Here is a 26,581-nt window from a genome sequence, read left to right as displayed (position 1 = left end):
TGCTCTGCCTCTCCGCGCGCCGCCGGGTGTGGCCCCTCGCCGCCACCGGCGCCCAGCGCGGCCTGCGCGACCGCCCCCTTTCCCGCACCCCGGACGCTCTGCGTCTCCAGGTCCGCTCAGGCGGGCCGGACCGCCGTGTGCACGGTGCGGACGCCGAGGACGAACAGGTCGGACCTGCGGTGCAGGCTCGCCGGGTCGGCCGGGTCGAGGAGGCGCTCCAGGGTGGCGCGGTCGTCGGCGTGGAGATCGCCGCTGAGGGTGTCCCGGATGCGGGAGAAGATCTCGACGGCGTAGGCGCGGGCCCGGTCGGAGGCGGGAGCGGGCAGGTCGATCAGGAAGCTGCGGGTGCGGGCGTACTTGAGGCCGGCGGAGGACAGCAGCGTCGGCCAGTCCTCGGCCTCGGCGACCGCGCCGGGCAGTTCGGCGCGCATCCGTGCGAACCACTCCTCCTGGAGCGCGTCCAGCCGGGCCTGGAGTCCGGGGCGGCCGATGCCGATGTCGCGGGGCAGGAAGCGGCTGGGCAGGCCGCCTTCGAGGATGGCCAGGGTGCCGCCGGGGGCCAGCCGCTCGCCGAACGCGGTGAGCGCGGCCCGCTGGTCACCGAGGTGGTGCAGGCTGTGCCCGGCCCACAAGAGGTCCGCCGGGTAGTCCAGCTGGTCCAGCACACCCGGGAGTTCACCGGCGAGCACGCCGAAGCGGTCGGCCACGCCCTGCCGCTCGGCACGGGCGCGGGCCCGGTCCAGGAGCGGTTCGCTGCCGTCCACGGCCAGCACCCGGGCACCCGGGAACACCTCGGCGAACAGACACGACACCACCCCCGGCCCACTGCCGACGTCGACGATCAGCCCCGGCTCGGTGACCTCCTTTCCGAGCCAGCCGAGCGCGCTCTCGTAGAGAGGCGCGAGGAGTTCCGCCTGCGACTCCAGGTGACCGGCCATCTCGGCCCAGTCGATGTCGGTGTTCGAGTGCGCCTGATGGTGATCGTGGGGGTGCGTGTGCCGGTGGGTGTCCGTGTGGTGGTGGTCGTGCGTCATGGGCTCAGCCTCTCGTCCGGGTGCCGCCAGGGTGCGACGACGCACCGCCCGGATGCCAGTCGTGTTGCCGGGGCGGCAAAAAACCGGATGCGGATGGCAAGGCGCACGGTCCACGATGACCGGGTGGACGACGAACTGGTGGCACGCTTCCTGACCGACGGTTTCGTGAAGATCGAGGGCGCGTTCCCGCCACGGGTCGCCGAGGACTGCACCCGGCTGCTCTGGCGCGAGACGGGGTACGACCCGGCGGACCCCGGTACCTGGAAGGACCCGGTGGTGTGGGTGGCGGGGATGGCCCAGGGCCCGTTCGCGGCGGCCGTCAACTCCCCCGTGCTGCATGAGGCGTTCGACCTGCTGGTGGGCGAGGGCCGCTGGGTGCCGCGCTACTCGCTGGGCAGCTTTCCCCTGCGGTTCCCGCACGCGGCGGAGCCGGACGACGCGGGCTGGCACATCGAGGGGAGTTATCTCCCGGAGGGCGAGAGCTGGTACTTCACCAATCTGCGCTCCCGGGACCGGGCCCTGCTGATGCTGTTCCTGTTCTCCGAGGTGACGGAGACGGACGCCCCGACCCGTATCCGGATCGGCTCACACCTCGACGTGCCACCGCTGCTGGAGCCGTACGGCGAGGCCGGTGTGTCCGGGCTGGAGATCGCCCCGCGTCTGATCGAGGCCTCCGCCCACCGCCCGCTCGGGTACGCCACCGGCCGTCCCGGTGACGTCTACCTCTGCCATCCCTTCCTGGTGCACGCGGCCCAGCCCCACCACGGCACCCGCCCCCGTTTCATGGCGCAGCCGCCGTTGCTGCCCGCCGCCCCCTGTGAGCTGGAGCGGCGGGACGGGAACTACTCGGCGGTGGAGCGTGCAATCCGCCGGGGCCTGGACCCCCGCGCCCCCAAGGGGCGCGGGGAACTGCGCGACCAGCCACAGACGGCCCGCAGCGTCGATCTCAGCTCGGCCGACGGGCCTACAGCGGCGGATAGGCGTTAGCCATCAGCTGCTGGAACTGGGCGGAGAACCAGTGCCCGGACAGCGGCGCGTTCGGCAGGGCGCCGGACATGTTGTTGCCGTTGCGGGCGTTGCCCGTGTACGTCGGGTCGCACATCCGGTCGAAGCCCTTGCCCTCGTCGTTCGGGATGGCGGTGCTGGAGCCGTCGGACTCACCCGGCGGCTTCATCCAGACGTAGGCGTCGATCCCGGCGGCCGGGCTGGCCTGCGGGCGCTCACCGAGGCCGGCTCCGGCCTGGTTGCACCAGTTGCCGACATGGATCCGGCGGTCGTAACGGCCGCCGTCGACGTACGCGTCCACGCTGGTCGTCGGGCCGGGACCGGCCGGCCGCGCGCTGCCGCCCCAGCCGTTGCGGGAGGTGTCGATCAGCATGCCGATGCCGGAGTTGAAGCCGACCGAGACCAACTCGGTGCGGAAGGCCTGTGCGAAGGAGAGCTCGTCGACGTAGCGGTTCCAGTCGACCCACTTGGACTGGCGGACGGAGGTGCCGTTCACCGTGTCGTTGATGGTGAAGTTGTTCTCCTTCAGGGCGCTGTAGTTGGCCGTGTCGGTGATGAACCCCTGGACGTCGTCGACGGTCGCGCCCTCGGCGTTGGCGGCCTGGTAGAGGACCTGGGCGGAGGAGGCGAAGTTGTCGTCCCAGCCCAGCCAGCCGTGGTGGCCGGCGTCGAGGTAGTTGTAGACGTTGGGGATCGCACCGAGCTTGGCGAGGGCGTAACCGACGCCCTTCACGTAGTTGCCGTTGGCCAGCATGGTGTCGCAGTTGGGGGTGGCGGTGGCCCGGCTGCCGGTGTTGGTGACCAGGTTGGGCAGCGAGTCGATCTCGACGGTGGTGACGATCCGCAGCGAGGCGTACTTGCTGTCGGAGAGGATCGCCGCGATCGGGTCGATGAACTGCGTCTTGTACTTGTCGATCTCCGTCGGGCCGAGTTCGCCGTTCGAGGCGAGGGCGGAGCAGTCGCGTCCGGGCAGGTCGTAGATGACCAGCTGGACGACCTCCTCGCCGCTGCCCTTCTGGGCCAGGGCCGCGTCCAGGTGGTCGCGCAGGCCCATGCCGCCGTTCACCCCGTTGATCGCGGCGATGCGGTCGAGCCAGACGCCGGTGGGCTGGTCGGAGACGCGGGTGCCGCCCGGTTCCGCGGCGGCCAGCGCCGACCACTCCGGGTTCACGTACACCTTGGCACCGGAGTACGGGTTGTCGACGCGGGTGCCGGAGCCGCCGCCGTTACCGGTGCCGCCGCCACCGCTGCCGTCGTCGACGTTGCAGGTGACGCCGTCGAGAGTGAAGGAGGTGGGGATCGCGTTCGTGCCGCTGTAGGTGCCGTTGAAGCCGAAGCTGACCGAACCGCCGGTCGCCAGAGCACCGTTGTAGGTCTCGTTGGCTGCGGTGACGGCGGTGCCGCTCTGGGAGAGCTTGGCGCTCCAGGAGCTGGTCACCTGCTGGTTGCCGGCGTACGACCACTTCAGCGACCAACTCGACTTCGCAGCCGCGTTGTTGGTGACGGTGACCGCGGCGGTGAAGCCGGCGCCCCAGTCGTTCTGGATCTTGTAGTCGACGGTGCAGGGAATCGCGGAGATCGCCGCGTCGGCGGCCGGGGTCACGGCGGCCGCCGGCCCGGACACCCCGGCGACGAGCGCCAGGGCGGCGAACACCGCTGTTCTGGTACGACTCATGAGTGCGGGTTCCTTCTTGTTCGATGGACGTGCTTCTTCCGTGGACGTGCTGGTTCGGTAGGCGTGTTACGGGTTGATCGCCTGGAGGTGGTCGCGCAGCCCGGCGCCGTACGCCGTGGGCGTACCGCTGTAGTCGGAGATCAGGGACGGACCCGAGGAGCAGTCCCAGGTGTTCCAGGTCCAGCCCAGGTAGGACAGGCCGCGGTCGTCGAACCACTTCATGGCCTGGTCGACGAAGGCGTGCGAGCAGGTGTTCTCGCCGATCTCCCCCGCGACCAGGGGGACCTGGGCCGCGACCGGGGCGAGGGTGGAGTTCCAGCAGCTCGCGTCGGCGCAGGTGTTGAAGTTGTAGCCGTGGTACGCGGCAACGAGATTGCCGGCCGGGTCGGTGGGCTTGTACGTCAGCCACTGGCTGAGGTCGTTGGAGTACGCGAGCCCGCCGATCATGATGACGTTCCGGGCACCGGCGCCCCGGATGCTGTCCACCAGGTCCTGCGTCCCGGCCACTTCATAACCGATGCCGGGGCAGGTGCCGCCGTCCCGCCAGCACTGCCAGGCCTGGGCGGTCGTCGAGGTGGCCCGGTCCGGGTAGGGCTCGTTGAACAGGTCGAAGACGGCCGCCTGGTCGTCCTTGAAGGCGCCGGCCACCGAGGACCAGAACGACGGGGCGTACTGCGCGTCCGGCATCGGCTTCTGGCAGGTCGCGTGCACGTCGGAGCAGCCGGACGAGTTGCCGGTGTACTGGCCGTAGGACCAGTGCAGGTCGAGGATCGGTGTCAGGCCGTACGACTCGACGCGGGTCACCAGTTCCTTGACCGCGTCGATGTAGTTGGCGCCCGCGTACTCGGGTTTGACGTTGGACAGGCCCAGCCAGCACTCCTCGTTGAGCGGGATGCGGACGGCGTTGGCCTTCCAGTCCGCGATCGCCTTGATGGCCGTGTCGTCCACCGGGCCGTCCCAGATGCCGTAGCCCTGCACGCACATGAACTCGCCGCCGGAGCGGTTCACGCCGAGGAGGCGGTGAGCCGTGCCGCCGGCGTCCACGAGCTTGGTGCCGGAGACGTGCAGGGCCGGTGCCGACCCGGTGGCGGGCGGGCCGGTCGGAGTCGGCGTGGGGGTCGGCGTGGGCTGCGCGTCGACGTTGCACGTCGTGCCGTTGAGCCTGAACTCCGTGGGTACGGCGTTGCTCCCCGACCAGGAGCCGAGGAACCCTGCGCTGACGCCGGCGCCGGTGGCGAGCGAGCCGTTCCAGCTCTCGTTGGCCGCGGTGACCGTCGTACCGGACTGGGACCACTTGGCGTTCCAGCCCTGGGTGACCTCCTGGCCGCCTGCGAAGTCGAAGCTCAGGCTCCAACTGCTCATGGCGGCCATGTTGTTGGTGATGGTCACAGAGCTCTGGAAACCGGTGTCCCACTCACTCGTGACCGCGTACTGCACCGTGCACGCGGGTGTGGCGCCGGACGCCGACACCACCGGCACCAGTGCGGCCCCGACAAGGGCGACCGCACCGGTGACGGCTAAAAGAACCGAACGCGGGGGGTGTCGCATGAGCGACTCCTTGCAGCTCGGGCGCGTCGTGACGGACGCGTCGACTGAATGGAATCGCTCCCACTGGTGCGAAGGAAGGTAGCGCCAAGTGCGAGCAAAGAACAGAGGGGCTGCCTGAGTTTCCGCTCGGTGACGTCTGTCGAATCTTTTCGACTCTTCGACACTCTTGACCGCACCATGCCACATCTCCACTATGGGAGCGCTCCCACTGGTTCAAGCCTTGACTTCTCCCCGAGCCGCAAGCGCAAGGAGGAACCAGCACATGCGACCCGGACATGCCATGCAAGCCGGGAGGAAACGCAGAGCCGTACGGCGGTTGTGGACCGCCGTCGTCGCGGCCCTCGCCCTGCCGCTGTCGATGCTCGCCGTCGGAACGGTTCCCGCCCACGCGGCGACCGTTCAGTGCAGCGTCGACTACAAGACCAACGACTGGGGCACCGGTTTCACCGCCGACCTCACGATCACCAACCGCGGTACGGACGCGATCAACGGCTGGACCCTGACGTACGCGTACTCGGGCAACCAGAAGCTGTCGAACGGCTGGAACGGCACCTGGTCCCAGTCCGGCGCCTCGGTCACCGTGCAGAACGCGTCGTTCAACGGCACGATCGCGGCGGGCGCGGCGGTGTCGACGGGCGCCCAGTTCTCGTACACGGGAAGCAACGTGGCGCCGACCGCCTTCGCGATCAACGGCACGACCTGCGCCGGTGCGCACCAGCCGCCGGTCACCGTGCTGACCAGCCCGAGCGCGGGTGCGGTCTACACGCAGGGCGACGCGGTGCCGCTGGCGGCGACCGCGGCGGCCGCCGACGGCGCGACGGTCAGCAAGGTGGAGTTCTACGACGACACCACGCTGCTGGGCACCGACACCTCGGCGCCGTACACGCTCTCGGTCTCCAGTCTGGCCGCGGGCAGTCACTCCCTGGTGGCGAAGGCGTACGACAGCCTGGGCGCGTCCGCGTCCTCGGCGCCGGTCGGCATCACGGTCTCATCGGGTCCCGCCGTCGTGGCCTCGCCGACCCAGCTGGGCATCGAGCAGGGCGCCACGGGCACGTTCGGGGTGAGTCTGTCGAAGCAGCCGAGCGCCAGTGTGACCGTGTCCGTGGCCCGCACGGCCGGCAACACCGGGCTGTCGGTGAGCGCCGGATCGTCGCTCACGTTCACACCGTCCAACTGGAGCACCGCGCAGAACGTGACCGTCCTGGCGGACTCCTCCGGTACCGGGACCGCGACGTTCACGGCCTCGGCGACCGGCTACAGCGGCGCCACGGTCACCGTGACCGAACTGGCCGCGTCGAACGCCTACGACGCCCGCTTCCTGGACCTCTACGGGAAGATCACCAACCCGGCGAACGGCTACTTCTCCCCCGAGGGCATCCCCTACCACTCGGTCGAGACACTGATCGTCGAGGCCCCCGACCAGGGCCACGAGACCACCTCGGAGGCGTACAGCTACCTTCTGTGGCTGCAGGCCATGTACGGCAAGGTCACCGGTGACTGGTCCAAGTTCAACGGCGCGTGGGGCCTCATGGAGAAGTACATGATCCCGACCCACGCCGACCAGCCGACCAACTCCTTCTACAACGCGTCCAAACCGGCGACCTACGCACCGGAGCTGGACACCCCGAACGAGTACCCGGCGAAGCTGGACACGTCGGTGCCGGTGGGCTCGGACCCGATCGCCGGTGAGCTGAAGACCGCCTACGGCACGGACGACGTGTACGGCATGCACTGGCTGCAGGACGTCGACAACGTCTACGGCTACGGCGACACACCGGGCGGTTCCTGCGAGGCCGGTCCGACGGCCGCCGGCCCCTCCTACATCAACACCTTCCAGCGCGGTCCGCAGGAGTCGGTGTGGGAGACGGTCCCGCAGCCGACCTGCGACGCCTTCAAGTACGGCGGTACCAACGGGTACCTGGACCTGTTCACGGGCGACTCGTCCTACTCGAAGCAGTGGAAGTACACGGACGCCCCGGACGCCGACGCGCGTGCGGTGCAGGCCGCGTACTGGGCGGACGTGTGGGCTAAGCAGCAGGGCAAGGGCGGTGACGTCTCGGCCACCGTGGGCAAGGCGGCGAAGATGGGCGACTATCTGCGCTACGCGATGTACGACAAGTACTTCAAGAAGATCGGCAACTGCGTGGGTCCGACGACCTGCCCGGCCGGCACCGGCAAGGACGCCTCGGACTACCTGCTCTCCTGGTACTACGCCTGGGGCGGCGCGACGGACACCAACGCGGGCTGGGCGTGGCGGATCGGGTCGAGCCATGTGCACGGGGGTTACCAGAACCCGCTGGCCGCCTACGCGTTGAGCTCGTACGCCGACCTGAAGCCCAAGTCGGCGACCGGGGCCTCGGACTGGGGCACCTCGCTGACCCGGCAACTGGAGTTCTACCGCTGGCTGCAGTCCTCCGAGGGAGCCATCGCCGGTGGCGCGACGAACAGCTGGCAGGGACGGTACGCGAGCCCGCCGTCCGGTACGCCGACGTTCTACGGCATGTACTACGACTGGGAGCCGGTGTACCACGACCCGCCGTCCAACCAGTGGTTCGGTTTCCAGGCCTGGTCGATGGAGCGGGTCGCCGAGTACTACCAGCAGACCGGCGACGCCACGGCGAAGACGGTCCTCGACAAGTGGGTGGCGTGGGCGCTGTCCAAGACCACGATCAACCCGGACGGCACCTACCTGATCCCGTCGACACTCCAGTGGTCGGGGCAGCCCGACACCTGGAACGCGTCGAGTCCGGGGGCGAACAGCGGACTTCACGTCACGGTCTCCGACTACACGAACGACGTGGGTGTCGCCGCCGCGTACGCCAAGACGCTGACGTACTACGCCGCCAGGTCCGGTGACGCGACGGCGAAGTCCACGGCCAAGGCGCTGCTCGACGGCATGTGGAACAACTACCAGGACAGCCGGGGAATCGCGGTGCCGGAGACGCGGGCCGACTACAACCGCTTCGACGACAGCGTGTACGTGCCGAGCGGGTGGAGCGGGAAGATGCCGAACGGGGACGCGGTCAACTCGTCGTCGACGTTCGCGTCCCTGCGGTCCTTCTACCAGAAGGATCCGGCGTGGTCGAAGATCCAGAGCTATCTGGCGGGCGGCGCCGCGCCCGTGTTCACGTATCACCGGTTCTGGGCCCAGGCGGACATCGCGCTGGCCATGGGTTCGTACGCGGAGCTTCTCGAATAGTCCCCGCCGGACGCTCCGCGGGTCGGGCCGTGGCGGCTGCGGGTCGGTGGTGGCTGGTCGCGCTCCTGTGGCGGTAGCCGCACCTACCGGCAGCACCGCGCTCCTTCGGGGGCCCGGTACAGGCACCGTACTTCTCGCGGAACCGTCTGGAAGCTCCGTGTGCGTGTCCCGTCACCGGACGACGGGACCCCGGCCGGGCGGCCCCCACCCGCACTGGGGGCCGCCCGGTCCTCGCACGTCTCCCTGATGGAAGGACCCCACCGTGCGAAGAACCCGCATCCTCACAGCGGTGCTCGCGCTCACGGCCGGCCTGCTCGCCGGCGCGCCGCCCGCTCTCGCCACGAGCGCCCCGAAGGTGACGCTCGCCGCCGACACCTACACCTGGCACAACGCCCGGATAGACGGCGGTGGATTCGTGCCGGGCATCGTGTTCAACCGCTCGGAGAAGAACCTCGCCTACGCCCGTACCGACATCGGCGGTGCCTACCGGTGGTCGGAGGCGACGAAGACCTGGACGCCGCTGCTGGACTCGGTCGGGTGGGACGAGTGGGGGCACACGGGGGTGGTGAGTCTGGCCTCCGACTCCGCCGACCCGGACAAGGTGTACGCGGCCGTCGGGACGTACACCAACAGCTGGGACCCGACCGACGGTGCCGTGCTGCGCTCGTCCGACCGGGGCGCCAGCTGGCAGAAGACCGACCTGCCGTTCAAGCTGGGCGGCAACATGCCCGGCCGGGGCATGGGCGAGCGGCTGGCGATCGACCCGAACAAGGACAGCGTGCTGTACCTGGGCGCGCCCAGCGGCAACGGCCTGTGGCGGTCCACGGACTCCGGGGTGACCTGGTCCCAGGTGACGGACTTCCCCGACGTGGGCACCTACGTGCAGGATCCGACCGACACCACCGGCTACGCCTCCGACAACCAGGGCATCGTGTGGGTCACCTTCGACGAGTCGACCGGTACGGCCGGTACGGCGACGAAGACGATCTACGTCGGGGTCGCCGACAAGGACAACGCGGTGTACCGCTCGACGGACGCGGGCGCGACCTGGACGAGGCTCGCCGGTCAGCCCACCGGGTACCTCGCCCACAAGGGCGTGCTGGACGCGGCGAACGGCTACCTCTACCTCGCCTACAGCGACAAGGGCGGTCCGTACGACGGCGGCAAGGGCCGGCTGTGGCGGTACGCGACGGCGACCGGCACCTGGACGGACATCAGCCCGGTCGCGGAGGCCGACACGTACTACGGCTTCTCCGGGCTGACGGTCGACCGGCAGCACCCCGGCACGGTGATGGCGACGGCGTACAGCTCCTGGTGGCCGGACACGCAGCTCTTCCGCTCCACGGACAGCGGGGCGACCTGGACGAAGGCGTGGGACTACACGTCGTACCCGAACCGCTCGAACCGCTACACCATCGACGTCTCGTCCTCTCCCTGGCTGACCTTCGGCGCGAACCCGTCGCCGCCCGAACAGAGCCCGAAACTGGGGTGGATGACGGAGGCGCTGGAGATCGACCCGTTCGACTCGGACCGGATGATGTACGGGACGGGGGCGACGCTGTTCGGCACCGAGGATCTGACGCAGTGGGACAGCGGCGGCCAGTTCACGGTCAGGCCGATGGTGCAGGGCCTGGAGGAGACCGCGGTCAACGACCTGGCCGCTCCCCCGTCCGGCGGGGCCCAGCTCTTCAGCGCGCTGGGTGACATCGGCGGCTTCCGCCACACGGATCTGACCAAGGTCCCGTCGATGATGTACACGTCCCCGACGTTCACGACGACCACGAGCCTGGACTTCGCCGAGGCGAACCCGGACACGGTGGTCCGGGTGGGTGATCTGGACTCCGGTCCGCACATCGCGTTCTCGACGGACAACGGCGCCAACTGGTTCGGGGGGACGGATCCCTCGGGGGTGAGCGGCGGCGGCACGGTCGCGGCCGCCGCCGACGGGAGCCGGTTCGTGTGGAGCCCGGCCGGCACCGGCGTGCAGTACGCGACGGGCTTCGGCTCGTCCTGGGCGGCGTCGAGCGGGATCCCGGCGGGCACGGCCGTCGAGTCCGACCGTGTCGATCCCAGAACCTTCTACGGCTTCAAGTCCGGGAAGTTCTACGTGAGCACGGACGGCGGGGCGACCTTCACGGCGTCCGCCGCTACCGGACTGCCGAGCGGTGACAGCGTACGGTTCAAGGCCCTGCCCGGGACCAAGGGCGACGTATGGCTGGCCGGCGGGGCGGCGGACGGCGCGTACGGCCTGTGGCACTCGACCGACGGCGGCACGAGCTTCACCAGGCTCGCGAACGTCGACCAGGCCGACACGATCGGCTTCGGCAAGGCGGCGCCGGGAGCCTCGTACCAAACCCTTTACACCAGCGCGAAGATCGGCGGGGTACGCGGCATCTTCCGCTCCACGGACAGGGGTTCGACCTGGACCCGCATCAACGACGACGCCCACCAGTGGGGCTGGACCGGCGCTGCCATCACCGGTGACCCGCGCGTCTGGGGCCGGGTGTACGTCTCGACGAACGGCCGGGGCGTGATCTACGGAGACACGTCCGACACCGGCGGGGGCGGAGGCGACGATGGCGGGGGCACCGGTCCCACGCCCTCCGGTGCCTGCACGGTCGCCTACACCGTCACCAACCAGTGGACGGGCGGCTTCCAGGCGGACGTCCGGCTCACCAACACCGGCTCCACGGCCTGGAGCGGCTGGTCCCTCGGCTGGTCCTTCCCCGACGGGCAGACCGTCGGACAGCTCTGGAACGCCGACTGGACCCAGTCCGGCACAGCCGTGACAGCCAGGAACGTCGGCTGGAACGGCACGGTGGCCTCCGGTTCCTCGGTGTCCTTCGGCTTCACGGGTACATGGACCGGCAGCAACACGGAACCCACCGCCTTCAAGCTGGGCGACCAGACCTGCGCGGTCGCCTGAGAAGCGGGGGCGCGTGCCGCACCGGGCACGCGCCCCTCCGGTGTGCTCCCGGACCGAGCCGGTGAACCCGTCGGGGCCGGTGCCGGGGCGGGCGCCCGCCGGCCGGACCTCCCGGCGCCGGTGCGGACGCTGACCACGCCCCGGCCGAGGGCCTCGGCCCGGCGGGCGGTGGCCGTGGGCTGGGCGGTACGGCCGGCGGCGGTCAGGCCGCCGGCTTCCTGAACGCCCGTACGCGAAAACGCGGGTCGGGCCGGCGGCGGTCCTGGTCGGGCAGGGCCGCCAGCCGCTCGGCGAACTCCTCGGCGCGGGGGTCGTCGGGCGGGAGCATCGTGAACCAGCCGCGCCGCAGATCGGCGCGGGTGGAGCGGGGGCTGCGGCCCTGGCCGATGCCGGTGAAGACCGCCTCTCCGGCAGGCCGCAGGCCGCTCGCCAGGGCGTACGCGGTCACATCCGCGGCGGCGTCGGACGCCGGGCGGCGCGGGCGGGCGGCGAGCACGGCGTCGATGTCGCTGCCGACGTCGTGCGCGGCGGCCTTGTCGACGGTGGTGACGTACACCCCGCCGGGCCGCAGCACCCGCGCGCACTCGGCGACGATCGCGTGCACCTCGGTGGCGTCCGCCATGAGGTGGAGCAGCCAGACGGTCGTGACGGCGTCGAACGTGGCGTCGGCGAAGGGAAGCCGACGGCTGTCGGCGAGCAGCACGGCTCCCGGCAGCCGGGTCGCCGCCATCCGTGCCATGCCCGGTGATCGGTCCGCGCCCGTGACCCGGAGCGCGGGTCGGGCCGCGGCGAGCCGGCGGGTGACGATGCCGGTGCCGCAGGCGACGTCGAGGAGACGGGCCGGGCGGCCGGGGCTCTCCGTGCCGCCCGAGCCGGGGGCACGGTCGGGTATCAGGGTGAGGACGGCGTCGGCGGCTGCCTCGGCGCGGGCCTCCCCGCCGCGGGTCGCGTCGTAGGCGGCGGCTTCCTTGTCGTAGTCGAGCACACGGCTCAGTGTGCTCCGTGGCCTGCGGCGATGTCCTCCACCCTGTGGGCGAGTTCGAAGTCCTTGCCGGTGACGGCGCCGCCCACGCTGTGGGTGTTCACGGTGAGCGCGACGGTGTTGTAGCCGAGGGTGAGGTCGGAGTGGTGGTCGAGCTCGTCCTGGATGCGGGCGATGTGCACGACCAGGGCGACGGCGGCGAAGTGCGAGTCGAGGCGGTAGGCGCGGGCGAGCCTGTCACCCTCCTGCGACCAGCCGGGCAGCTCGGCCAGCCGGTCCTCGATCTCCTGCTGCGACAGCGGTGCGACGGCCATGGTGCGGCTTCCTTCCCGGGTACCGGCGAGGGGTGTACGTGCGTTCAGCCTGCCATGGCCAGGTCCGCCGGGCGGCGATCGCACACCGCCGTCAGCGCGTCGCCGGTGCGTCGCCGAGGGTGCCGCTCCTCGACTACGGTCGTAGGCATGACCATCGTCGCGTCCGGTCCCGCCGCCACCCCGACCGCCCCCGACGGCAAGGGCGTCGGCCCGCTGCTGCGCGCGTGGCGGGAGCGGCGGCGGGTGAGCCAGCTGGAGCTGGCACTGCGTGCCGACTCCTCGGCCCGGCACATCAGCTTCGTCGAGACGGGCCGGTCCCGGCCGAGCGAGGAGATGGTGCTCCGGCTGGCCGAGCACCTGGACGTGCCGGTACGGGAGCGCAACGCCCTGCTGCTGGCCGCCGGTTACGCCCCGCGCTACCCGGAGACCCCGCTGGACGACCCCGCCCTGGCGGCGCTGCGCGACGGCATGGAGCGGCTGATCCAGGGCTACGAGCCGTATCCGGCGCTGGTCGTGGACGCCACGTACACGGTGGTCGCCGCCAACCGGGGCATCGCGATGCTCCTGGAGGGCGTCCCGGAGTCCCTGCTCGCGCCCGCCCCGAACGCGATGCGGCTGACCCTGCACCCGGAGGGGCTGGCGCCGCGCATCCGCAACCTGCGCGAGTGGCGCGGGCATCTGCTGGAGCAGATGGAACGCCAGATCGCACTGCACCGCTCGGAGGCGTTGCGGGAGTTGTACGAGGAAGTCGCCGGCTACTCGGCACCGGCCGGCGCGGGCGTCGACGAGCCCGCCGAACCCGCCCGACCGGTCGCGTACTTCGCGCTGCCGCTGCGGATCGAGCACGCGGGGCGGGTGCTGTCGTTCGTGTCGTCGATCTCGACGTTCAACACGCCGATGGACGTGACGGTCGCCGAGCTGGCCATCGAGACGTTCCTGCCCGCCGACCCGGCGACCGCCAAGTACCTGCACACGTTGGTAAGTTGATCCCAGGAGTTTCCTCGGTCAGGTGTGCGACGCGGCATCCCGTGACACACTGCTCCCCGTACTTGTGCACGTAGGGGAGGCGTGGCGTGAGTGAACGGCGTGCTGCGCCCACAGTAGGGCAGGTCGTGCTCGGCAAGCGGCTGCAGGAGCTGCGTGAGGCGGCCGGCCTGGGACGGGACGAGGCGGCGCGGGTACTGCGGGTGGCGCAGGCGACCGTCCGGCGGATGGAGATGGCCGAGGTCGCCCTGAAGATCCCCTACATCCAGGTGCTGCTGGAGACGTACGGGGTGCCCACGGAGGAGCAGGCCGCTTTCGTGCGGCTCGCGGAGGAGGCCAACCAGCCGGGCTGGTGGCAGCGGTTCCACGACGTGCTGCCGGACTGGTTCAGCCTGTACGTGAGCCTGGAGGGCGCCGCCCGGGTCATCCGCTCCTACGAACCGCACTTCTTTCCCGGCCTGTTGCAGACCGAGGCGTACGCGCGGGCCGTGATGGAGGCCGGGACGATCGGCCACAGCGATCCCACGGCCGTCGAGCGGCATGTGGCGCTGCGCATGACCCGGCAGCGGCTGCTGGAGCAGGACGATCCGCCCCATCTGTGGGTGATCATGGACGAGACGGTGCTGCGGCGCCCGGCGAGCACCCACTCCGAGGTGATGCGCGACCAGGTCGACAAGCTCCTCGCCTACATCGAGCGGGACCGGGTGACCCTCCAGATCGCCGAGTTCGCGAGCGGCCCGCACCCGGGGACGTACGCGCCGTTCACGCTCTTCCGGTTCGCCGAGCCGGAGCTGCCCGACATGGTCTTCACCGAGTATCTGACCGGCGCCCTGTACCTGGACTCCCGCGACGAGGTCGAGGCGCATCTGGAGGTCCTGGACCACATGACGGCCCGGGCGGCCTCGGCACAGCGGACCGAGGAACTGCTGCGGGAGTACCGCGACAAGATCTGATGTGAGGAGCAGGGACCGTGACAGCGCCCGAGCCCGAGCCCGAGCCCGTCCCGACCGCGATCGACACGAGCCGGCCGCATCCGGCGCGGGTGTACGACTGGTGGCTGGGCGGCAAGGACAACTATCCGGTGGACGAGCAGCTGGCCCGGCGGATCCTCGCCGTGGACGGCACCGTGCTGCGCGGGGCGCGCGCCAACCGCCGGTTCATGCAGCGGGCCGTGCGGACGGTCGCGGAGGCCGGCACCCGGCAGTTCCTGGACATCGGCACGGGCATCCCGACCGAGCCGAACCTGCACCAGGTGGCGCAGGGTGTGGCGCCGGAGTCCAGGGTGGTGTACGCGGACAACGACCCGATCGTGCTGCGCCACGCGGAGGCGCTGCTGCGGGGCACGGACGAGGGCAGCACCGCGTACGTGCACGCCGACGTCCGTGACGTCGACACCCTGCTGGCCCGGGCCGCCGAGACCCTGGACTTCGAGGAGCCCGTCTCGCTGTCGCTGGTGGCGCTGACCCACTACCTCGACGACGACCCGGACGGCGACGACGTGTACGGCCTGCTGCGCGGGTACGTCGACGCGCTGGCGCCGGGCAGCCACCTGATCCTCTCCCAGGTCACCCCGGATCTCAGCCCGGAGGCGATCGCGCGGGCGGCGGAGAACTTCCGGCGCGGCGGGACGCCGTTCCACCCGCGTGCGCTGCCCGAGTTCTCCCGCTTCTTCGACGGCCTCGAGCTGCTCGGACCGGGGGTGATCCCGGTCTCCGGCTGGCGTCCGGAGCCGGTGGACGTGGCCATACAGGCGGAGGGCATCGTGCCGGTGTACGGCGGTGTCGCCCGCAAGGTCTGACCCGTCCGGGCGCCCTGGACAGGTGCGTTCCCGGGCTCGCCCCTAGCGTCGAAGTGACGGGTGAGCCAAGGAGCTGACGTGACGGACACGCGGACACCGCCGAAGGAGCCGGGTGCGGCGCTGCCGAGCGCCGGCCGCTGCTTCCGGCGCTTCCGGTCCTTCCGGTCCGGCGGGCCCGAGCCAGGCCCGCGCAGTGCGGCCCTGGCCGGCGGCCGGGCCCCGGCACGGAGCCGGGTGCGGCGATCTCCTCTGCCGTCGGCGCACGCGGCCGGAGCAGGCCGAGGCCGGGCACCGGCCCCGGCCCCGGCCGCCGGCGGTCGCCGAGTACCAGGACCGGTACCTGCGGCCTCCCCGTCGACGGCGGCCCCGGCGTGGTCGGCGACGGTCCCTTCGGCCAGAACTCGGCGCGGACGCCGCTCCCCGTGGTGCCGGTGGAGAACCTCCACGGTCCGTGCAGACGGCCCACGGCGGACCGCCGGCACTCCCGACGATGCGAAGGAGGACTGATGCCCTCGGACGCGGTGTTCTACCAGGCGGCGGCACTCTGTCTGACCTACCCGGACGACGACTTCATAGCCCGGCTGCCGCTGCTGCGGGAAGCCGCCCCGCAACTGCGGGAGTTCACCGACCACGCGACGGTGACCCCGCCCCCGGAGCTGGCCGCGCACTACGTGCAGGTCTTCGACTCCAAGAACCGGCACAGCCTCCACCTCAGCCGGTGGCGGGACGACGACACCCGGCGCCGCGGCATGTCGCTGGTCCGGCTCCAGGACGTCTACAAGGCGTACGGCATGGAGTTCACGGGCGAGGAGCTGCCGGACTTCCTCCCCGCCGTCCTGGAGTTCACGGCCCGCACCGGCAACACCGGCCTGCTCACCGAGCACCGCGACTGCCTGGCACGGCTCCGGTGCCGGCTCACCGACTTCGGCACCCCGTACGCGTCCGTCCTGGACGCGGTCTGCGCCGCCCTGCCCACGGGGCCCGGCGCCACCGCCACGCCGGATACGCCTGGACCAGCCGCGCCTCCCGGGGCCACGGGTCCCGGCTCCTGAACCGCGGCCGATCTCCTTCCCGGCGCGACGGCGATCAGCCACGACGGCGGAATCCGGCGGTGCCTCACCCGCCCGTGCCCTTCTCGTCGTCCACGATCTCGGCGTCCACCACTCCCTCCTCCTCAGGTGCGGATGCCCGCTCTTCCCCGGCCGGACCGCCGGAGGCCGACGCGTACATCGCCTGCCCCATCTGCTGGCTCACGCTCGCCAGCTTCTCCACGCCCCGCCGCAGCTCGGCGGTGTCGGCGTCCCGTTCCAGCAGCGCCCTGAGCTCGGCGATCGCCGCCTCCACCTCGGTCTTCGTGCCGCCCGGCACCCGCTCCTCGTTCTCCTGGACGAACTTCTCCGTCTGGTAGACGAGCTGCTCGGCCTGGTTCCGGGTCTCCGCCGCCTCGCGGCGCTTGCGGTCCTCCTCGGCGTACTGCTCGGCCTCCCGCATCATGCGGTCGATGTCGTCCTTGGGAAGGGCGGAACCGCCGGTCACGGTCATCTTCTGCTCGCGGCCGGTCGCCAGGTCCTTCGCCGAGACGTGCATGATCCCGTTCGCGTCGATGTCGAAGGCCACCTCGATCTGGGGCACCCCGCGCGGTGCGGGCGGCAGACCGGTGAGGTCGAAGACGCCCAGCTTCTTGTTGTACGCGGCGATCTCCCGCTCGCCCTGGTAGACCTGGATCCCCACCGAGGGCTGGTTGTCGGCGGCGGTCGTGAAGATCTCCGAACGCCGGGTCGGAATCGTGGTGTTGCGCTCGATGAGCTTGGTCATGATGCCGCCCTTGGTCTCGATCCCCAGGGACAGCGGGGTGACGTCGAGCAGCAGCACGTCCTTCACGTCACCGCGGATGACACCCGCCTGGAGGGCGGCGCCCACCGCGACCACCTCGTCGGGGTTGACGCCCTTGTGCGGGTCCTTGCCGGTGAGTTCCCGGACCAGGTCGGTGACGGCGGGCATCCGGGTCGAGCCGCCGACCAGGATGACGTGGTCGATCGCCGCCAGCTTCACGCCCGCGTCCTTGACGGCCTGGTGGAAGGGGTTCTTGCAGCGGTCCAGCAAGTCCGCGGTGAGCTCCTGGAACTGAGCTCGCGTCAGCTTCTCCTCCAGATGCAGCGGACCCTCGGCGGAGGCGGTGATGTACGGCAGGTTGATCGACGTCTCCGTCGACGACGACAGCTCGATCTTCGCCTTCTCGGCGCCCTCGCGCAGCCGCTGCACGGCCATCTTGTCGTTGCCCAGGTCGACGCCGTACTGCCCCTTGAACCGCCGCACGAGATGCTCGACGATCCGCTGGTCCCAGTCGTCGCCGCCCAGGTGCGTGTCGCCGTTGGTGGCCTTGACCTCGATCACGCCGTCGCCGATCTCGAGGAGCGACACGTCGAAGGTTCCGCCCCCGAGGTCGAAGACGAGGACCGTCTGCTCCTCGCCCCGGTCCAGGCCGTAGGCCAGCGCCGCGGCGGTCGGCTCGTTGATGATCCGCAGCACCTTCAGGCCGGCGATCTCCCCGGCCTCCTTGGTCGCCTGCCGCTGCGAGTCGTCGAAGTACGCGGGTACGGTGATCACCGCGTCGGTGACCTCCTCGCCGAGGTAGGCCTCGGTGTCCCGCTTCAGCTTCTGCAGCACCCGTGCCGACAGCTCCTGGGCCCGGAACCGGGTGCCGTCGACGCTCCCGGTCTCCGGGAACCGCCAGGCCGCGTCGCCCATGTGCCGCTTCACCGAGCGTGCGGTGCGCTCCACGTTGGTGACCGCCTGCCGCTTGGCCACCTCGCCGACCAGCACATCGCCGTTCTTCGCGAAGGCCACGACCGACGGGGTGGTGCGCGCCCCCTCGGCGTTGGCGACGACGGTGGGCTCACCGCCCTCCAGCAGGGCCACGACCGAGTTCGTCGTACCGAGGTCGATACCGACCGCGCGTGCCATGTCCGTCCCCTTCCGCCCAGGGCGCTTCCCCGATTTCCAGCACAAAACTCGAGCGAGCCGTTGTCAATGCCGGGTACCCCGGAACGACGATGCCGCGCCCCCGGACAGGGGGCGCGGCATCGCGGCTGGTACGGCGCTCAGGCGAGCTTCGCGTCCAGGGTGATGGTGGTGCCGGCCAGGGCCTGGCTGACCGGGCAGTTCTTCTTGGCGTCCTCGGCGGCGGCGGCGAAGCCCTCGGCGTCCAGGCCGGGGACCGTTCCCTCGACGGTCAGGTGGATGCCGGTGATGCCGGTGCCCGGCTGGAAGGTGACGTCGGCGTTCGTGACCAGCTTGGTGGGCGGGGTGCCGGCACCGGTCAGGGCGTGCGACAGGGCCATGGAGAAGCAGCTGGAGTGGGCGGCGGCGATCAGCTCCTCGGGGCTGGTCCTGCCGTTCGCCTCCTGGGAGCGTGAGGCCCACGTGACGGGCTGCTCGCCGATGCCGGAGGAGTCGAAGGTGATGACACCGTTGCCCTCGGTCAGGCTGCCTTCCCAGACGGTGTGTGCGGTGCGCGTGGTAGCCACGGTTGTTCCTTTCGGCGATGAAGGCGAACGAACCGGTTCGCTGGCCCCCATCCGATCACATCCGCGCTCAGCGCACCCGGAAGACCGGCCCGCCGGGAGTGAACGGCAGGCGCCGGCCGTCCGGGATCAGATACGCGTGCTCACGGCGGACCCGCAGCACGTCGCACCAGCCGTCGGTGATCACCAGCACCGGCGCGGCGGGCGGGAAGTCGTCCGCGCGCTGGAGCAGGTCGATGCCGGGCTGCAGGACCGTACCGCCGCGGCCGTGCACCCGGACCCGGCCGGCGATCTCGGTGGCCGGCAGATAGCCGGCGTCGTACGGGGCCGCGTCGCAGAAGACGACGCGCGCGGCCGGGACGTCACGGGCCTCGGCGTAGGAGGCGATCGCGCCGAGAGCCTTGCCGAGCAGGGTGCGGTCCATGGAGCCGGAGGTGTCCAGGACCACGCCGAAGGTGCAGCGGGCGACCTCCTCGGGCGGGAAGTACCGGCCCGCGCGCGGAATGTCCGGGGTGGACGACTGCCGGCGCGGGGGGCGGGCATAGGACCGTACGGCCTCCGGGCGTGGCACGAACTCGTCGAACCAGCGGGCCAGTCGGGCGTCCCAGGGCAGCGGTGGATGGCTGAGCGCGCGGATCTCCTCGACCAGGCCGCCGGGCAGCAGGCCCCGGTCCTGCGTCTGGTGCAGGTCGAGGCCCTGGCACAGCCCCCGGCGGTAGAACTCGTCGAGGTCGACGTACGCGCCGGGCGGCCCGAGCGGTGCGCCCAGCACGTCACCGCGGCCCTTGCCGCGCAGCGTGGCGAGCCGCCGCATCCGTCTCAGGTCGACGGTGATCCGGTCGTAGACCTCCTCGGCCGAGAGCCCCTTCAACCCGGCGTCGTACAGCAGCCCTTCGGGCATCGTGCCGACGCGCATCTCGACCAGCCAGCCGTTGATGACGTAGTCGCAGGCGATGTTGAAGAGGTAGGCGTCGCGGCTGCCGAGGCGGTCGCCGTGGCGCAGGGCGGCGTGCAGCATCTCGTGGGCGAGGACGAACCGCCACTCCTCGTCGTCCATCGTCCGCAGCGGGTTGACGTAGATCTCGCCGGCCTCGGGGTTGACCGCGGCCACGGCGATGTCGTGGGCGCGGGCCAGTTCGGCGTCGGCGACGAGTCTGATGCCGGCCGCGATGCCGCCGAGCAGCGGGTAGGAGGAGACGAACCAGCTCAGTGCCTGCTCCCAGGGGCGCAGCGGGGTGGGCGGCCCGGTCATGGCGGCGCGGCGGCCGCCGGCCAGGTCCATCGCCCGGGACATGGTGCGGGTCAGCGCGTGCGCGAACCCCACCTGCCAGTCGGGTACCTGTCCGGCCCACCGGTTCCAGGAGAGCAGAAGCTGGTCGGGCTCACCGCCGCTGGTCCCGCCGTGCTCGTAGGGGGCCGGGACGCCGCCGGTCCGGCGCCAGCCGGCGGCGAGCCGCTCCTCGTCGCCCTCCGGGTAGGAGGCGGGCAGGTGGTCGGGGGCCTCGCCGACGGGGAAGGTCTGCAGGAAACGGTTGACGACGGTGCAGCGGGCGGCGAGATCGTAGCGGTCGGGCTGGGTGCGCGGCCCGGTGGCGGCGGGCAGGTGACCGAAGCCGAGGTGGATGGTGCAGTGCGCCAGCGCCCAGGCCCACTCGGCCGGTTCGGCCCGGCGGGTGGCGTGGGCGTGCAGCACTCCGTCCGAGTCGGCGCGCACCAGCCCCTCCTGGGGCCCGAGTTCGCACTTCTCGTGCCGGCAGATGGTGAACTCGACGGCGCGCAGGGCGGGGTTGGCCCGCAGCAGTTCGACGCCGGCCGCGAAGTTCTCGGCGGCCAGGTCGGGCTTCTTGCGGGCGGCGGCCCGGCTCACCGCCGGGCCTCCACCAGCCGGGGCATGTCCCGGGCCGCCTCGATCAGGAACCAGGCGGGCAGGACCGGGTTGCCGTCCGGGTCGGAGGCGATGACGGTCTGGGCGACCTCGACGGAGATCTCGGCCAGCTGCACCAGCAGCGACTTGGCGCGGTACGCGGTCTGCCGGCCGTTCGCCGACATGTGCTCCTTGTCGGCGGGCAGTTCCTTGACCAGCCGCCCCCGGAACGACTCCGCGAGGTAGTACAGCAGGTCGCGGTCCTCGATGCGGGGCGGCCATCCCGCGTCCCCCTTCAGGATCGCCTCGATCCCGAACCGGCTGCGCACGATCTTGACGTATCCGCAGAAGGCGGTGGCGTGCGCGGGCGTCAGCGTGCCGTGCGCCAGGACCTTCAGCGTCGCCTCGTCGAGATCGCGTCCGAAGGAGTGCAGGGCGTCGGAGAGCATGTGCCAGGAGCGCGGGGTGGAGAACGGCTCCTCGGTCTTCGGCGGCCTGGACCACAGGTGGTCGGGCCGGTCGGTGAGGTGGTCCAGGATCCACGGGTGGATGCCGCTCGCCGCGGCCCAGGCGAGCCAGTCGTGCGCGGAGGCCTCCAGGTGGACGTGGGCCAGCCGGTTGACGAGCGCGGAGGCGATGGGCCGGGCGAGGGCGTTGTCGGTGGCCCGGTTGCCGGCCCCGATCACGATCGACCCCTTGGGCAGCTCGTAGTTCCCGATCCGCCGGTCCAGGATCAACGAGTAGAACGCCTTCTGCACATCAGGGGTGGCCGCGTTCAGCTCGTCCAGGAACAGGCAGTACGGCTCGTCCCGGGCGATCGCCTCGGGGGGACAGAAGACGGACCGTCCGTCCCGGATCTGCGGGACGCCGATCAGGTCCTCGGGCGCGAGCTGGGTACCCAGCAGGCTCACGCACTCCAGCCCGAGCGATTCGGCGAACTCCCGCACCAGGGAGGACTTCCCGATGCCGGGCGCGCCCCAGATGAACACCGGCCGGACGGTGGCGAGTCCGAGCAGGAGCTCGGGGATACGGGAGGGAGTGACGGTGACGGCTGCCTGCAAGGCGACGGCTCCTGGGGAGTGTTCGGGAAGGGTCGGTTTCGACCGACTCGAACAGTGTGTGCCGGGAGCCAGGCGAACGCAGCCGATTTTCCTGCCGCCGGGGATGCGGCCCCGTCAAGGGCGTGTGCCGCGAGCCACGCGGACAACTCGGCGAGCAGCCCCGCCGCGCGCGGCGACCCGGGACACGCCGCGACGGCCGCGGCCGATGCCCGGGAACCCGTTGCGGTTTCTGGCGACGGTCGGCGGGGCCGGCACTCGAGCCGAGGTGCGGCTCCGCCGCGTGGGCACGACCGGCCCCCGCCGGCCCGCGGCGGACGGACTACGCGGCCCGCTCCCCCTCCGCGGACAGGGGAACCTGTGGCCCGTCCGCTTCCCGAAGCCACCGCCGCAGCACCTCGTGCACCGCCTCGGCCCCCACGAGTTCCTCCCCCTCCCCCACCGGTTCGGACACACAGACCGGCGACAACAGGAACGGCCGCCCCTGCGCACCCCCCAGCCCCCCGTGCGACCCGATCTGCTCCTCGAACGCCAGCACTTCGCCGGCCTCCGGGTCGTACCACGAGTTCACCATGATGTCGGCGGTGTGCGGAAAGGCGTGTGTGCGCCGTACGGCATCCGCGGCCCCCGGCCCGAACAGGCCGAGCGGCCCCGCGTGGCTGTCGAGCCGGTCGAGGGGTATCTCCGCGCCGTACGCGCCGAGCACCACCCCGCCGTGTTCCTCGCTGCGCACCAGCAGGAACCCGATGCCGGGATGGTTGGCGAGGGTGGTGAGCAGAGCCGGATGGCGGGCGTCCAGCTCCTCCTTGGTCATGCGGTGCGGCACGTCCGGGAAGGAGACCAGGCCGAGGTTGCCGGAGGCGAGCACGATCGGCTCCGAGCGCCGGGTCGGCCGGTACTTCTCGCCGCCCTCCTCGACCGGCCTGCGCAGCGCCGCGCGGACGGCTGCCCGCGCCTCCGTGCCGCTGTGGGTGCTCTCCGCCCGGCGCGGTACGGGCAGTCCGCAGCCGGCCCGGACCAGGTCGCCGAGGGTGAGCCCGTAGCGGGAGTGGAAGGTCTCGCCGGGGCTCTGGCCGTGGTCGGAGAGGACGACGATCCGGTACGGCCGGGGGGCGTGTTCGGCGGCCTTCTCGATGAGGGCGAGGGCACGGTCCAGGCGTCGCAGCACCTTCTCGGCGTCGCGGCTGTGCGGGCCGGAGTGGTGGGCGACCTCGTCGTAGGCGACCAGGTCGGCGTAGACGGCGGTGCGGCCGACGAGCAGGTCGCCCATGACCGCGGCGACGACGACGTCCCGTTCGACGATGGTCGCGAAGGCGCGGACGAAGGGGTAGAGGCCGCCGCGGCTGACCCGCGGGCGCTGCCGGCGGAGCCGGGCCGCGCCGGACTGGCCGATCTCGCGGGCGACCTCGGCGCAGAAGGAGAGCGCGGTGCGGACGGCGTTGGCGGGGTCGGCGAAGTACGCGAAGTAACCGGCGCGGGAACGGTTCTCCCGGCCGCGGCGGCGGGCGGCTATCGACAGGACGAGGGCCTGTTCGTCGGCGCCGCCGCTGAAGAGGTTGCCGCGGCTGGCGCCGTCCAGGGAGAGCAGCCCCGCGTCGGCGGTGCGCTCGACCGCCCGGCGCTGGAGTTCGGCGGCGCTGGTCGGCCGGTTGCAGACCATCACCTCCCGGTGCTCCTTCTCGTACCAGCGGAAGGCGGGGATGTCGAAGGTGGAGCCGTGCAGGATGCCGAGCTGGCTGGCGCCGGTCTGGCTGGACCAGTCGGTGCGCCAGGGGGTGAGCCGGTGGCTGGCGGCGAGCCATTCCGCCACGGTCGGCATCAGGCCCTTGGCGACCGCGGTGGCGAGGACGTCGTGACCGACGCCGTCGAGCTGGAGGAAGACGGTGCCGGGGGTGGCCGGGCAGGGCGGGTGGGATCTGCGGCGGCGGGTGGCGAGGCGGGAGAGCCGGTGGCGGTAGGCGTCGTCGTCGCGGACGGTGAGGGCACCGCCGGTGGCGGAGGCGACCGCGGACATCACGGCGGCCACGATCACGGCGGTCTCCGGCGCGGCCTCGCTCTGCCCGGAGGGGTTGATGCGCAGCGCGACGAGGAGGAGGGAGCCGTTGAGGAAGAAGACCAGCAGGCCGAGGACGAACGCGGGCACGAGCAGCAGGAGCCGTACGAGCAGGGGCCAGACGACGGCCGAGAGCACACCGAAGGCTCCGGCGCCGAGGGCCGCGGTCATGGCGATGCGGGTGGCACTGTCACCGTCGGGGGACTGGAGCTGGAAGTCGGGCAGGATGCCGGCGAGGACCAGCATGGTGACGGTGGAGACCACCCACACCGTGACGCTCCGCCCGACCTGACTGACCACCCGCCGCCACCGCACGCCCCACCGACCTCACGTCCACGCCCCGCGCCGGCCGCGGGTCTGCTCGCGCCAACACTGTCACACGCGGGCGGGCCGGAACGGGGCGGTCACGGTCGGGGTCGACACCGCCGCCCCCGCCGGACACCGCGGCGGGAGTTGTGCGCCGTGGCGGCGGACCGAGGGTGGCCGACGCGCTCAAGGGGCCTGTCCCGGGCCGCTCGACGGCCCCGGCCCTACCGGCCGTCGTACCCCGCCGTCGGCATGGACAGCCTGCGGTGCACCATGGCCTTCATCCGGGCGTCGTAGCGGGGCTCCGCACGTCCCACCGTCTCCACCCGCACCCCGCGTCGCGCGCACTCCGCCATGAAGTCCTCGACCGACGACAGCGCGCTCTCCAGGACCCGTCTGCTCGGGGCGACGAAGACGTCGAGGCCGGACCGGACGCCCGTCCACAGGGCGCTGTGGTCGTGGCGCACCCCGCGGACCAGCAGCTCGCGGGCGATGACGTATCCGTGTTCCACGGCCCAGCGCGCGCACATCGCGTGCTGACTGCGGGAGTCGACCAGGAAGGGGTCGATCTCCAGCTCCTCCAGGGGCGTCAGACTCGCGATCGCGGTCACCCGCACCGGCGCGATCCCGCCGGAGGCACCCCGCACCTGTCCCATGGTGTCCCCCTCACCTCCGGGTTTCGCCGCCGACCCTACTCCTGCACGTAGGCTTCGGGGAGTCGCGCGAAGGAGGCAAAGAGGTGCCGGTGGAGATCACCTGGTGGGGTCACGCCACCTGCACGATCGAGGATTCGGGCATACGCCTGCTCACCGATCCCCTGTTCGCGCGCCGGCTCGCGCACCTGCGGCGGCGGCGCGGCGCCCCGCCGCCGCCCGAGGCCCGCCGCGCGGACCTGGCGCTCGTCTCCCACCTGCACGCGGACCATCTGCACGTGCCCTCGCTGGCGGGGCTCGCGCCGGGCACGCGCCTGCTCGTGCCCCGGGGCGCGCTGCGGGCGCTCCCCGCGCTCCGCCGCCTCCGCCTGCTGCGGATCACGGAGATGGGCGTCGGCGACGAGATATCCGCCGGCCCCCTCGTGGTACGCGCCGTGCCCGCGCTGCACGACGGCCGCCGGCTGCCGGTCGGACCGCACCGCGCTCCCGCCCTCGGATACGTCGTCGAGGGCGCGGCGCGGACGTACTTCGCCGGGGACACCGGGCTGTTCGACGAGATGGCCGAGGCGGTCGGGCCGGTGGACGTCGCCCTGCTGCCGGTCGGCGGGTGGGGGCCGTACCTCGGGGAGGGCCACCTGGACGCCGGGCGGGCGGCGCGGGCGCTGGCCCGGCTGGCGGCGCGCAGCGCGGTGCCGGTGCACTACGGGACGTACTGGCCGATCGGCATGGACGGGGTGCGCCCGCACGAATTCCACGCGCCCGGTGACGAGTTCGTGCGCCTCGCAGCCGAGTACGCGCCGCAGGTGTCGGTGCACAAGCTCGGCCACGGGGAGAGCGTGCGGCTGGAGGTCGCCCGGTGAGGCTGCTGGTGGTCCTGGCCGCCGCCGGCTCCACGGCGGCGACCTCCTCGACGGCGACCGAGTCCACGCAGCAGGCGATCGGGTATCCGACGCTGTTCCTGCTGGTGCTGATCGGGGCGTTGGTGCCGGTGGTGCCGACGGGGGCGCTGGTGAGTTCGGCGGCGGTGGTGGCGTACCACCAGACGGCGCCGTTCGCGCTGGCGCTGGTGTTCGTGACGGCGTCGCTGGCGGCCTTCCTGGGGGACGCGGCGCTGTACTGGCTGGGACGGCGTGGGCTGCGGTCGAAGAACGGGTCGCGGTGGCTGGCGGCGATACGGGCGCGGGCGCCGGAGCAGCGGCTGTCGCAGGCGCAGTCGAAGCTGGCCGGGCACGGGGTCGCCGTGCTGGTGCTGTCCCGGCTGGTGCCGGCCGGCCGGATTCCCGTGATGCTGGCGTGTCTGCTGGCGGAGTGGCCGCTGCGGCGGTTCGCGCGGGGGAACGTGGCGGCGTGTCTGGCCTGGGCGGTGACGTATCAGGTGATCGGGATTCTGGGCGGGTCGCTGTTTCCGGAACCGTGGGAAGGAGTGGTGGCGGCGGTCGGGTTGACGGTGGCCATCAGTGTGGCGCCGAGTGTCTGGCGGCGGGTTCGGTCCGCGGCGTGAGGGTGCGTCGCGAGGGGCGGGGCGTCGCGGTGTGAAGGTGTGTCGGGGCGTGAAGGTATGTCGGGGCGAGGGTGCGTCCTGGTGTGAGGGTGCGTCGCGGCGAGGGTGGATCGCAGGACGCAGGTGCGTCGCGGGGCGCGGGTGTGCCGCGGGGCGC

At 71.8% G+C, this 26,581-nt stretch carries 20 protein-coding genes; 9 read left to right on the top strand and 11 right to left on the bottom strand.

Annotated features, from left to right (window positions below):
• Positions 1 to 116: 116 nt before the first annotated feature.
• A complete protein-coding gene (locus LQ326_RS17330) occupies positions 117 to 1,034 on the bottom strand; it encodes a class I SAM-dependent methyltransferase (protein WP_234537643.1) in 918 nt (305 codons plus the stop codon).
• Positions 1,035 to 1,121: 87 nt separating this feature from the next.
• On the opposite strand from LQ326_RS17330, the gene LQ326_RS17325 reads away from it, so the two are divergent.
• On the top strand, positions 1,122 to 2,021 hold the full coding sequence (locus tag LQ326_RS17325) for a phytanoyl-CoA dioxygenase family protein (RefSeq protein ID WP_234537642.1): 900 nt from the start codon (positions 1,122 to 1,124) through the stop codon (positions 2,019 to 2,021).
• On the opposite strand, the gene LQ326_RS17320 is transcribed toward LQ326_RS17325, so the two are convergent.
• A complete protein-coding gene (locus LQ326_RS17320; RefSeq protein WP_234537640.1) occupies positions 1,999 to 3,714 on the bottom strand; it encodes a glycoside hydrolase family 6 protein in 1,716 nt (571 codons plus the stop codon). The genes LQ326_RS17325 and LQ326_RS17320 overlap by 23 nt on opposite strands.
• A 66-nt stretch (positions 3,715 to 3,780) precedes the next feature.
• Positions 3,781 to 5,262 (bottom strand): cellulose binding domain-containing protein, encoded by a 1,482-nt coding sequence (locus tag LQ326_RS17315; protein ID WP_234537638.1) that lies wholly within the window; start codon positions 5,260 to 5,262, stop codon positions 3,781 to 3,783.
• Positions 5,263 to 5,542: 280 nt separating this feature from the next.
• On the opposite strand from LQ326_RS17315, the gene LQ326_RS17310 reads away from it, so the two are divergent.
• Complete coding sequence (locus LQ326_RS17310; protein ID WP_234537743.1) at positions 5,543 to 8,461, top strand: glycoside hydrolase family 48 protein; 2,919 nt, start codon at positions 5,543 to 5,545, stop codon at positions 8,459 to 8,461.
• Positions 8,462 to 8,723: 262 nt separating this feature from the next.
• Complete coding sequence (locus tag LQ326_RS17305; protein ID WP_234537636.1) at positions 8,724 to 11,387, top strand: cellulose binding domain-containing protein; 2,664 nt, start codon at positions 8,724 to 8,726, stop codon at positions 11,385 to 11,387.
• A gap of 202 nt (positions 11,388 to 11,589) precedes the next feature.
• On the opposite strand, the gene LQ326_RS17300 is transcribed toward LQ326_RS17305, so the two are convergent.
• Together LQ326_RS17300 and LQ326_RS17295 are read right to left on the bottom strand one after the other, a co-directional pair.
• Complete coding sequence (locus tag LQ326_RS17300; protein WP_234537633.1) at positions 11,590 to 12,372, bottom strand: class I SAM-dependent methyltransferase; 783 nt, start codon at positions 12,370 to 12,372, stop codon at positions 11,590 to 11,592.
• A gap of 5 nt (positions 12,373 to 12,377) precedes the next feature.
• Positions 12,378 to 12,683, bottom strand: coding sequence for a 4a-hydroxytetrahydrobiopterin dehydratase (locus LQ326_RS17295; RefSeq protein WP_234537630.1), 306 nt, complete (start codon positions 12,681 to 12,683; stop codon positions 12,378 to 12,380).
• A 147-nt stretch (positions 12,684 to 12,830) separates the two neighbouring features.
• On the opposite strand from LQ326_RS17295, the gene LQ326_RS17290 reads away from it, so the two are divergent.
• The 4 genes from LQ326_RS17290 (at position 12,831) to narJ (ending at position 16,517) form a co-directional block, all read left to right on the top strand.
• A complete protein-coding gene (locus LQ326_RS17290; protein ID WP_234537627.1) occupies positions 12,831 to 13,670 on the top strand; it encodes a helix-turn-helix domain-containing protein in 840 nt (279 codons plus the stop codon).
• 86 nt (positions 13,671 to 13,756) lie between these two features.
• Complete coding sequence (locus tag LQ326_RS17285; RefSeq protein ID WP_234537624.1) at positions 13,757 to 14,620, top strand: Sco1979 family transcriptional regulator; 864 nt, start codon at positions 13,757 to 13,759, stop codon at positions 14,618 to 14,620.
• A 17-nt stretch (positions 14,621 to 14,637) separates the two neighbouring features.
• The gene (locus LQ326_RS17280; protein ID WP_234537621.1) at positions 14,638 to 15,465 is read left to right on the top strand and encodes an SAM-dependent methyltransferase; all 828 of its coding nucleotides are present in this window, start codon (positions 14,638 to 14,640) and stop codon (positions 15,463 to 15,465) included.
• A 506-nt stretch (positions 15,466 to 15,971) separates the two neighbouring features.
• On the top strand, positions 15,972 to 16,517 hold the full coding sequence (narJ, locus tag LQ326_RS17275; RefSeq protein WP_234537618.1) for a nitrate reductase molybdenum cofactor assembly chaperone: 546 nt from the start codon (positions 15,972 to 15,974) through the stop codon (positions 16,515 to 16,517).
• Positions 16,518 to 16,581: 64 nt separating this feature from the next.
• Here narJ and dnaK read toward each other — a convergent pair whose 3' ends face one another.
• The 6 genes from dnaK to LQ326_RS17245 all read right to left on the bottom strand — a co-directional run bounded on the left by dnaK (position 16,582) and on the right by LQ326_RS17245 (position 24,926).
• Entirely contained in the window at positions 16,582 to 18,429 is a 1,848-nt protein-coding gene (gene dnaK / locus LQ326_RS17270; RefSeq protein WP_234537615.1) for a molecular chaperone DnaK, read from the bottom strand.
• A 137-nt stretch (positions 18,430 to 18,566) separates the two neighbouring features.
• Positions 18,567 to 18,992, bottom strand: a complete 426-nt coding sequence (locus LQ326_RS17265; RefSeq protein WP_234537613.1) for an OsmC family protein — start codon at positions 18,990 to 18,992, stop codon at positions 18,567 to 18,569.
• Positions 18,993 to 19,059: 67 nt separating this feature from the next.
• Entirely contained in the window at positions 19,060 to 20,856 is a 1,797-nt protein-coding gene (locus tag LQ326_RS17260; RefSeq protein WP_234537611.1) for a vWA domain-containing protein, read from the bottom strand.
• Positions 20,853 to 21,914 carry an ATP-binding protein gene (locus LQ326_RS17255; protein ID WP_181805677.1) on the bottom strand — a complete coding sequence of 354 codons (1,062 nt, stop codon included), beginning with the start codon at positions 21,912 to 21,914 and terminating at the stop codon, positions 20,853 to 20,855. The genes LQ326_RS17260 and LQ326_RS17255 overlap by 4 nt, the downstream gene beginning before the upstream one ends.
• Before the next feature lie 319 nt (positions 21,915 to 22,233).
• Positions 22,234 to 24,234: an alkaline phosphatase family protein gene (locus LQ326_RS17250; RefSeq protein ID WP_234537740.1), complete on the bottom strand. Its 2,001-nt coding sequence runs from the start codon at positions 24,232 to 24,234 to the stop codon at positions 22,234 to 22,236.
• A 260-nt stretch (positions 24,235 to 24,494) separates the two neighbouring features.
• On the bottom strand, positions 24,495 to 24,926 hold the full coding sequence (locus tag LQ326_RS17245; protein ID WP_234537609.1) for a hypothetical protein: 432 nt from the start codon (positions 24,924 to 24,926) through the stop codon (positions 24,495 to 24,497).
• Between the two features lie 83 nt (positions 24,927 to 25,009).
• Between LQ326_RS17245 and LQ326_RS17240 the strand changes: the two genes are divergently transcribed.
• Together LQ326_RS17240 and LQ326_RS17235 are read left to right on the top strand one after the other, a co-directional pair.
• On the top strand, positions 25,010 to 25,783 hold the full coding sequence (locus LQ326_RS17240) for an MBL fold metallo-hydrolase (protein ID WP_234537606.1): 774 nt from the start codon (positions 25,010 to 25,012) through the stop codon (positions 25,781 to 25,783).
• Between the two features lie 5 nt (positions 25,784 to 25,788).
• A complete protein-coding gene (locus LQ326_RS17235; RefSeq protein ID WP_372496886.1) occupies positions 25,789 to 26,424 on the top strand; it encodes a DedA family protein in 636 nt (211 codons plus the stop codon).
• Positions 26,425 to 26,581 lie beyond the last annotated feature (157 nt).

This window comes from Streptomyces shenzhenensis, from assembly GCF_021462265.1.
Taxonomy (GTDB): Bacteria; Actinomycetota; Actinomycetes; order Streptomycetales; family Streptomycetaceae; genus Streptomyces; species Streptomyces shenzhenensis.
This window is presented reverse-complemented; position numbering and strand designations above follow the sequence as displayed.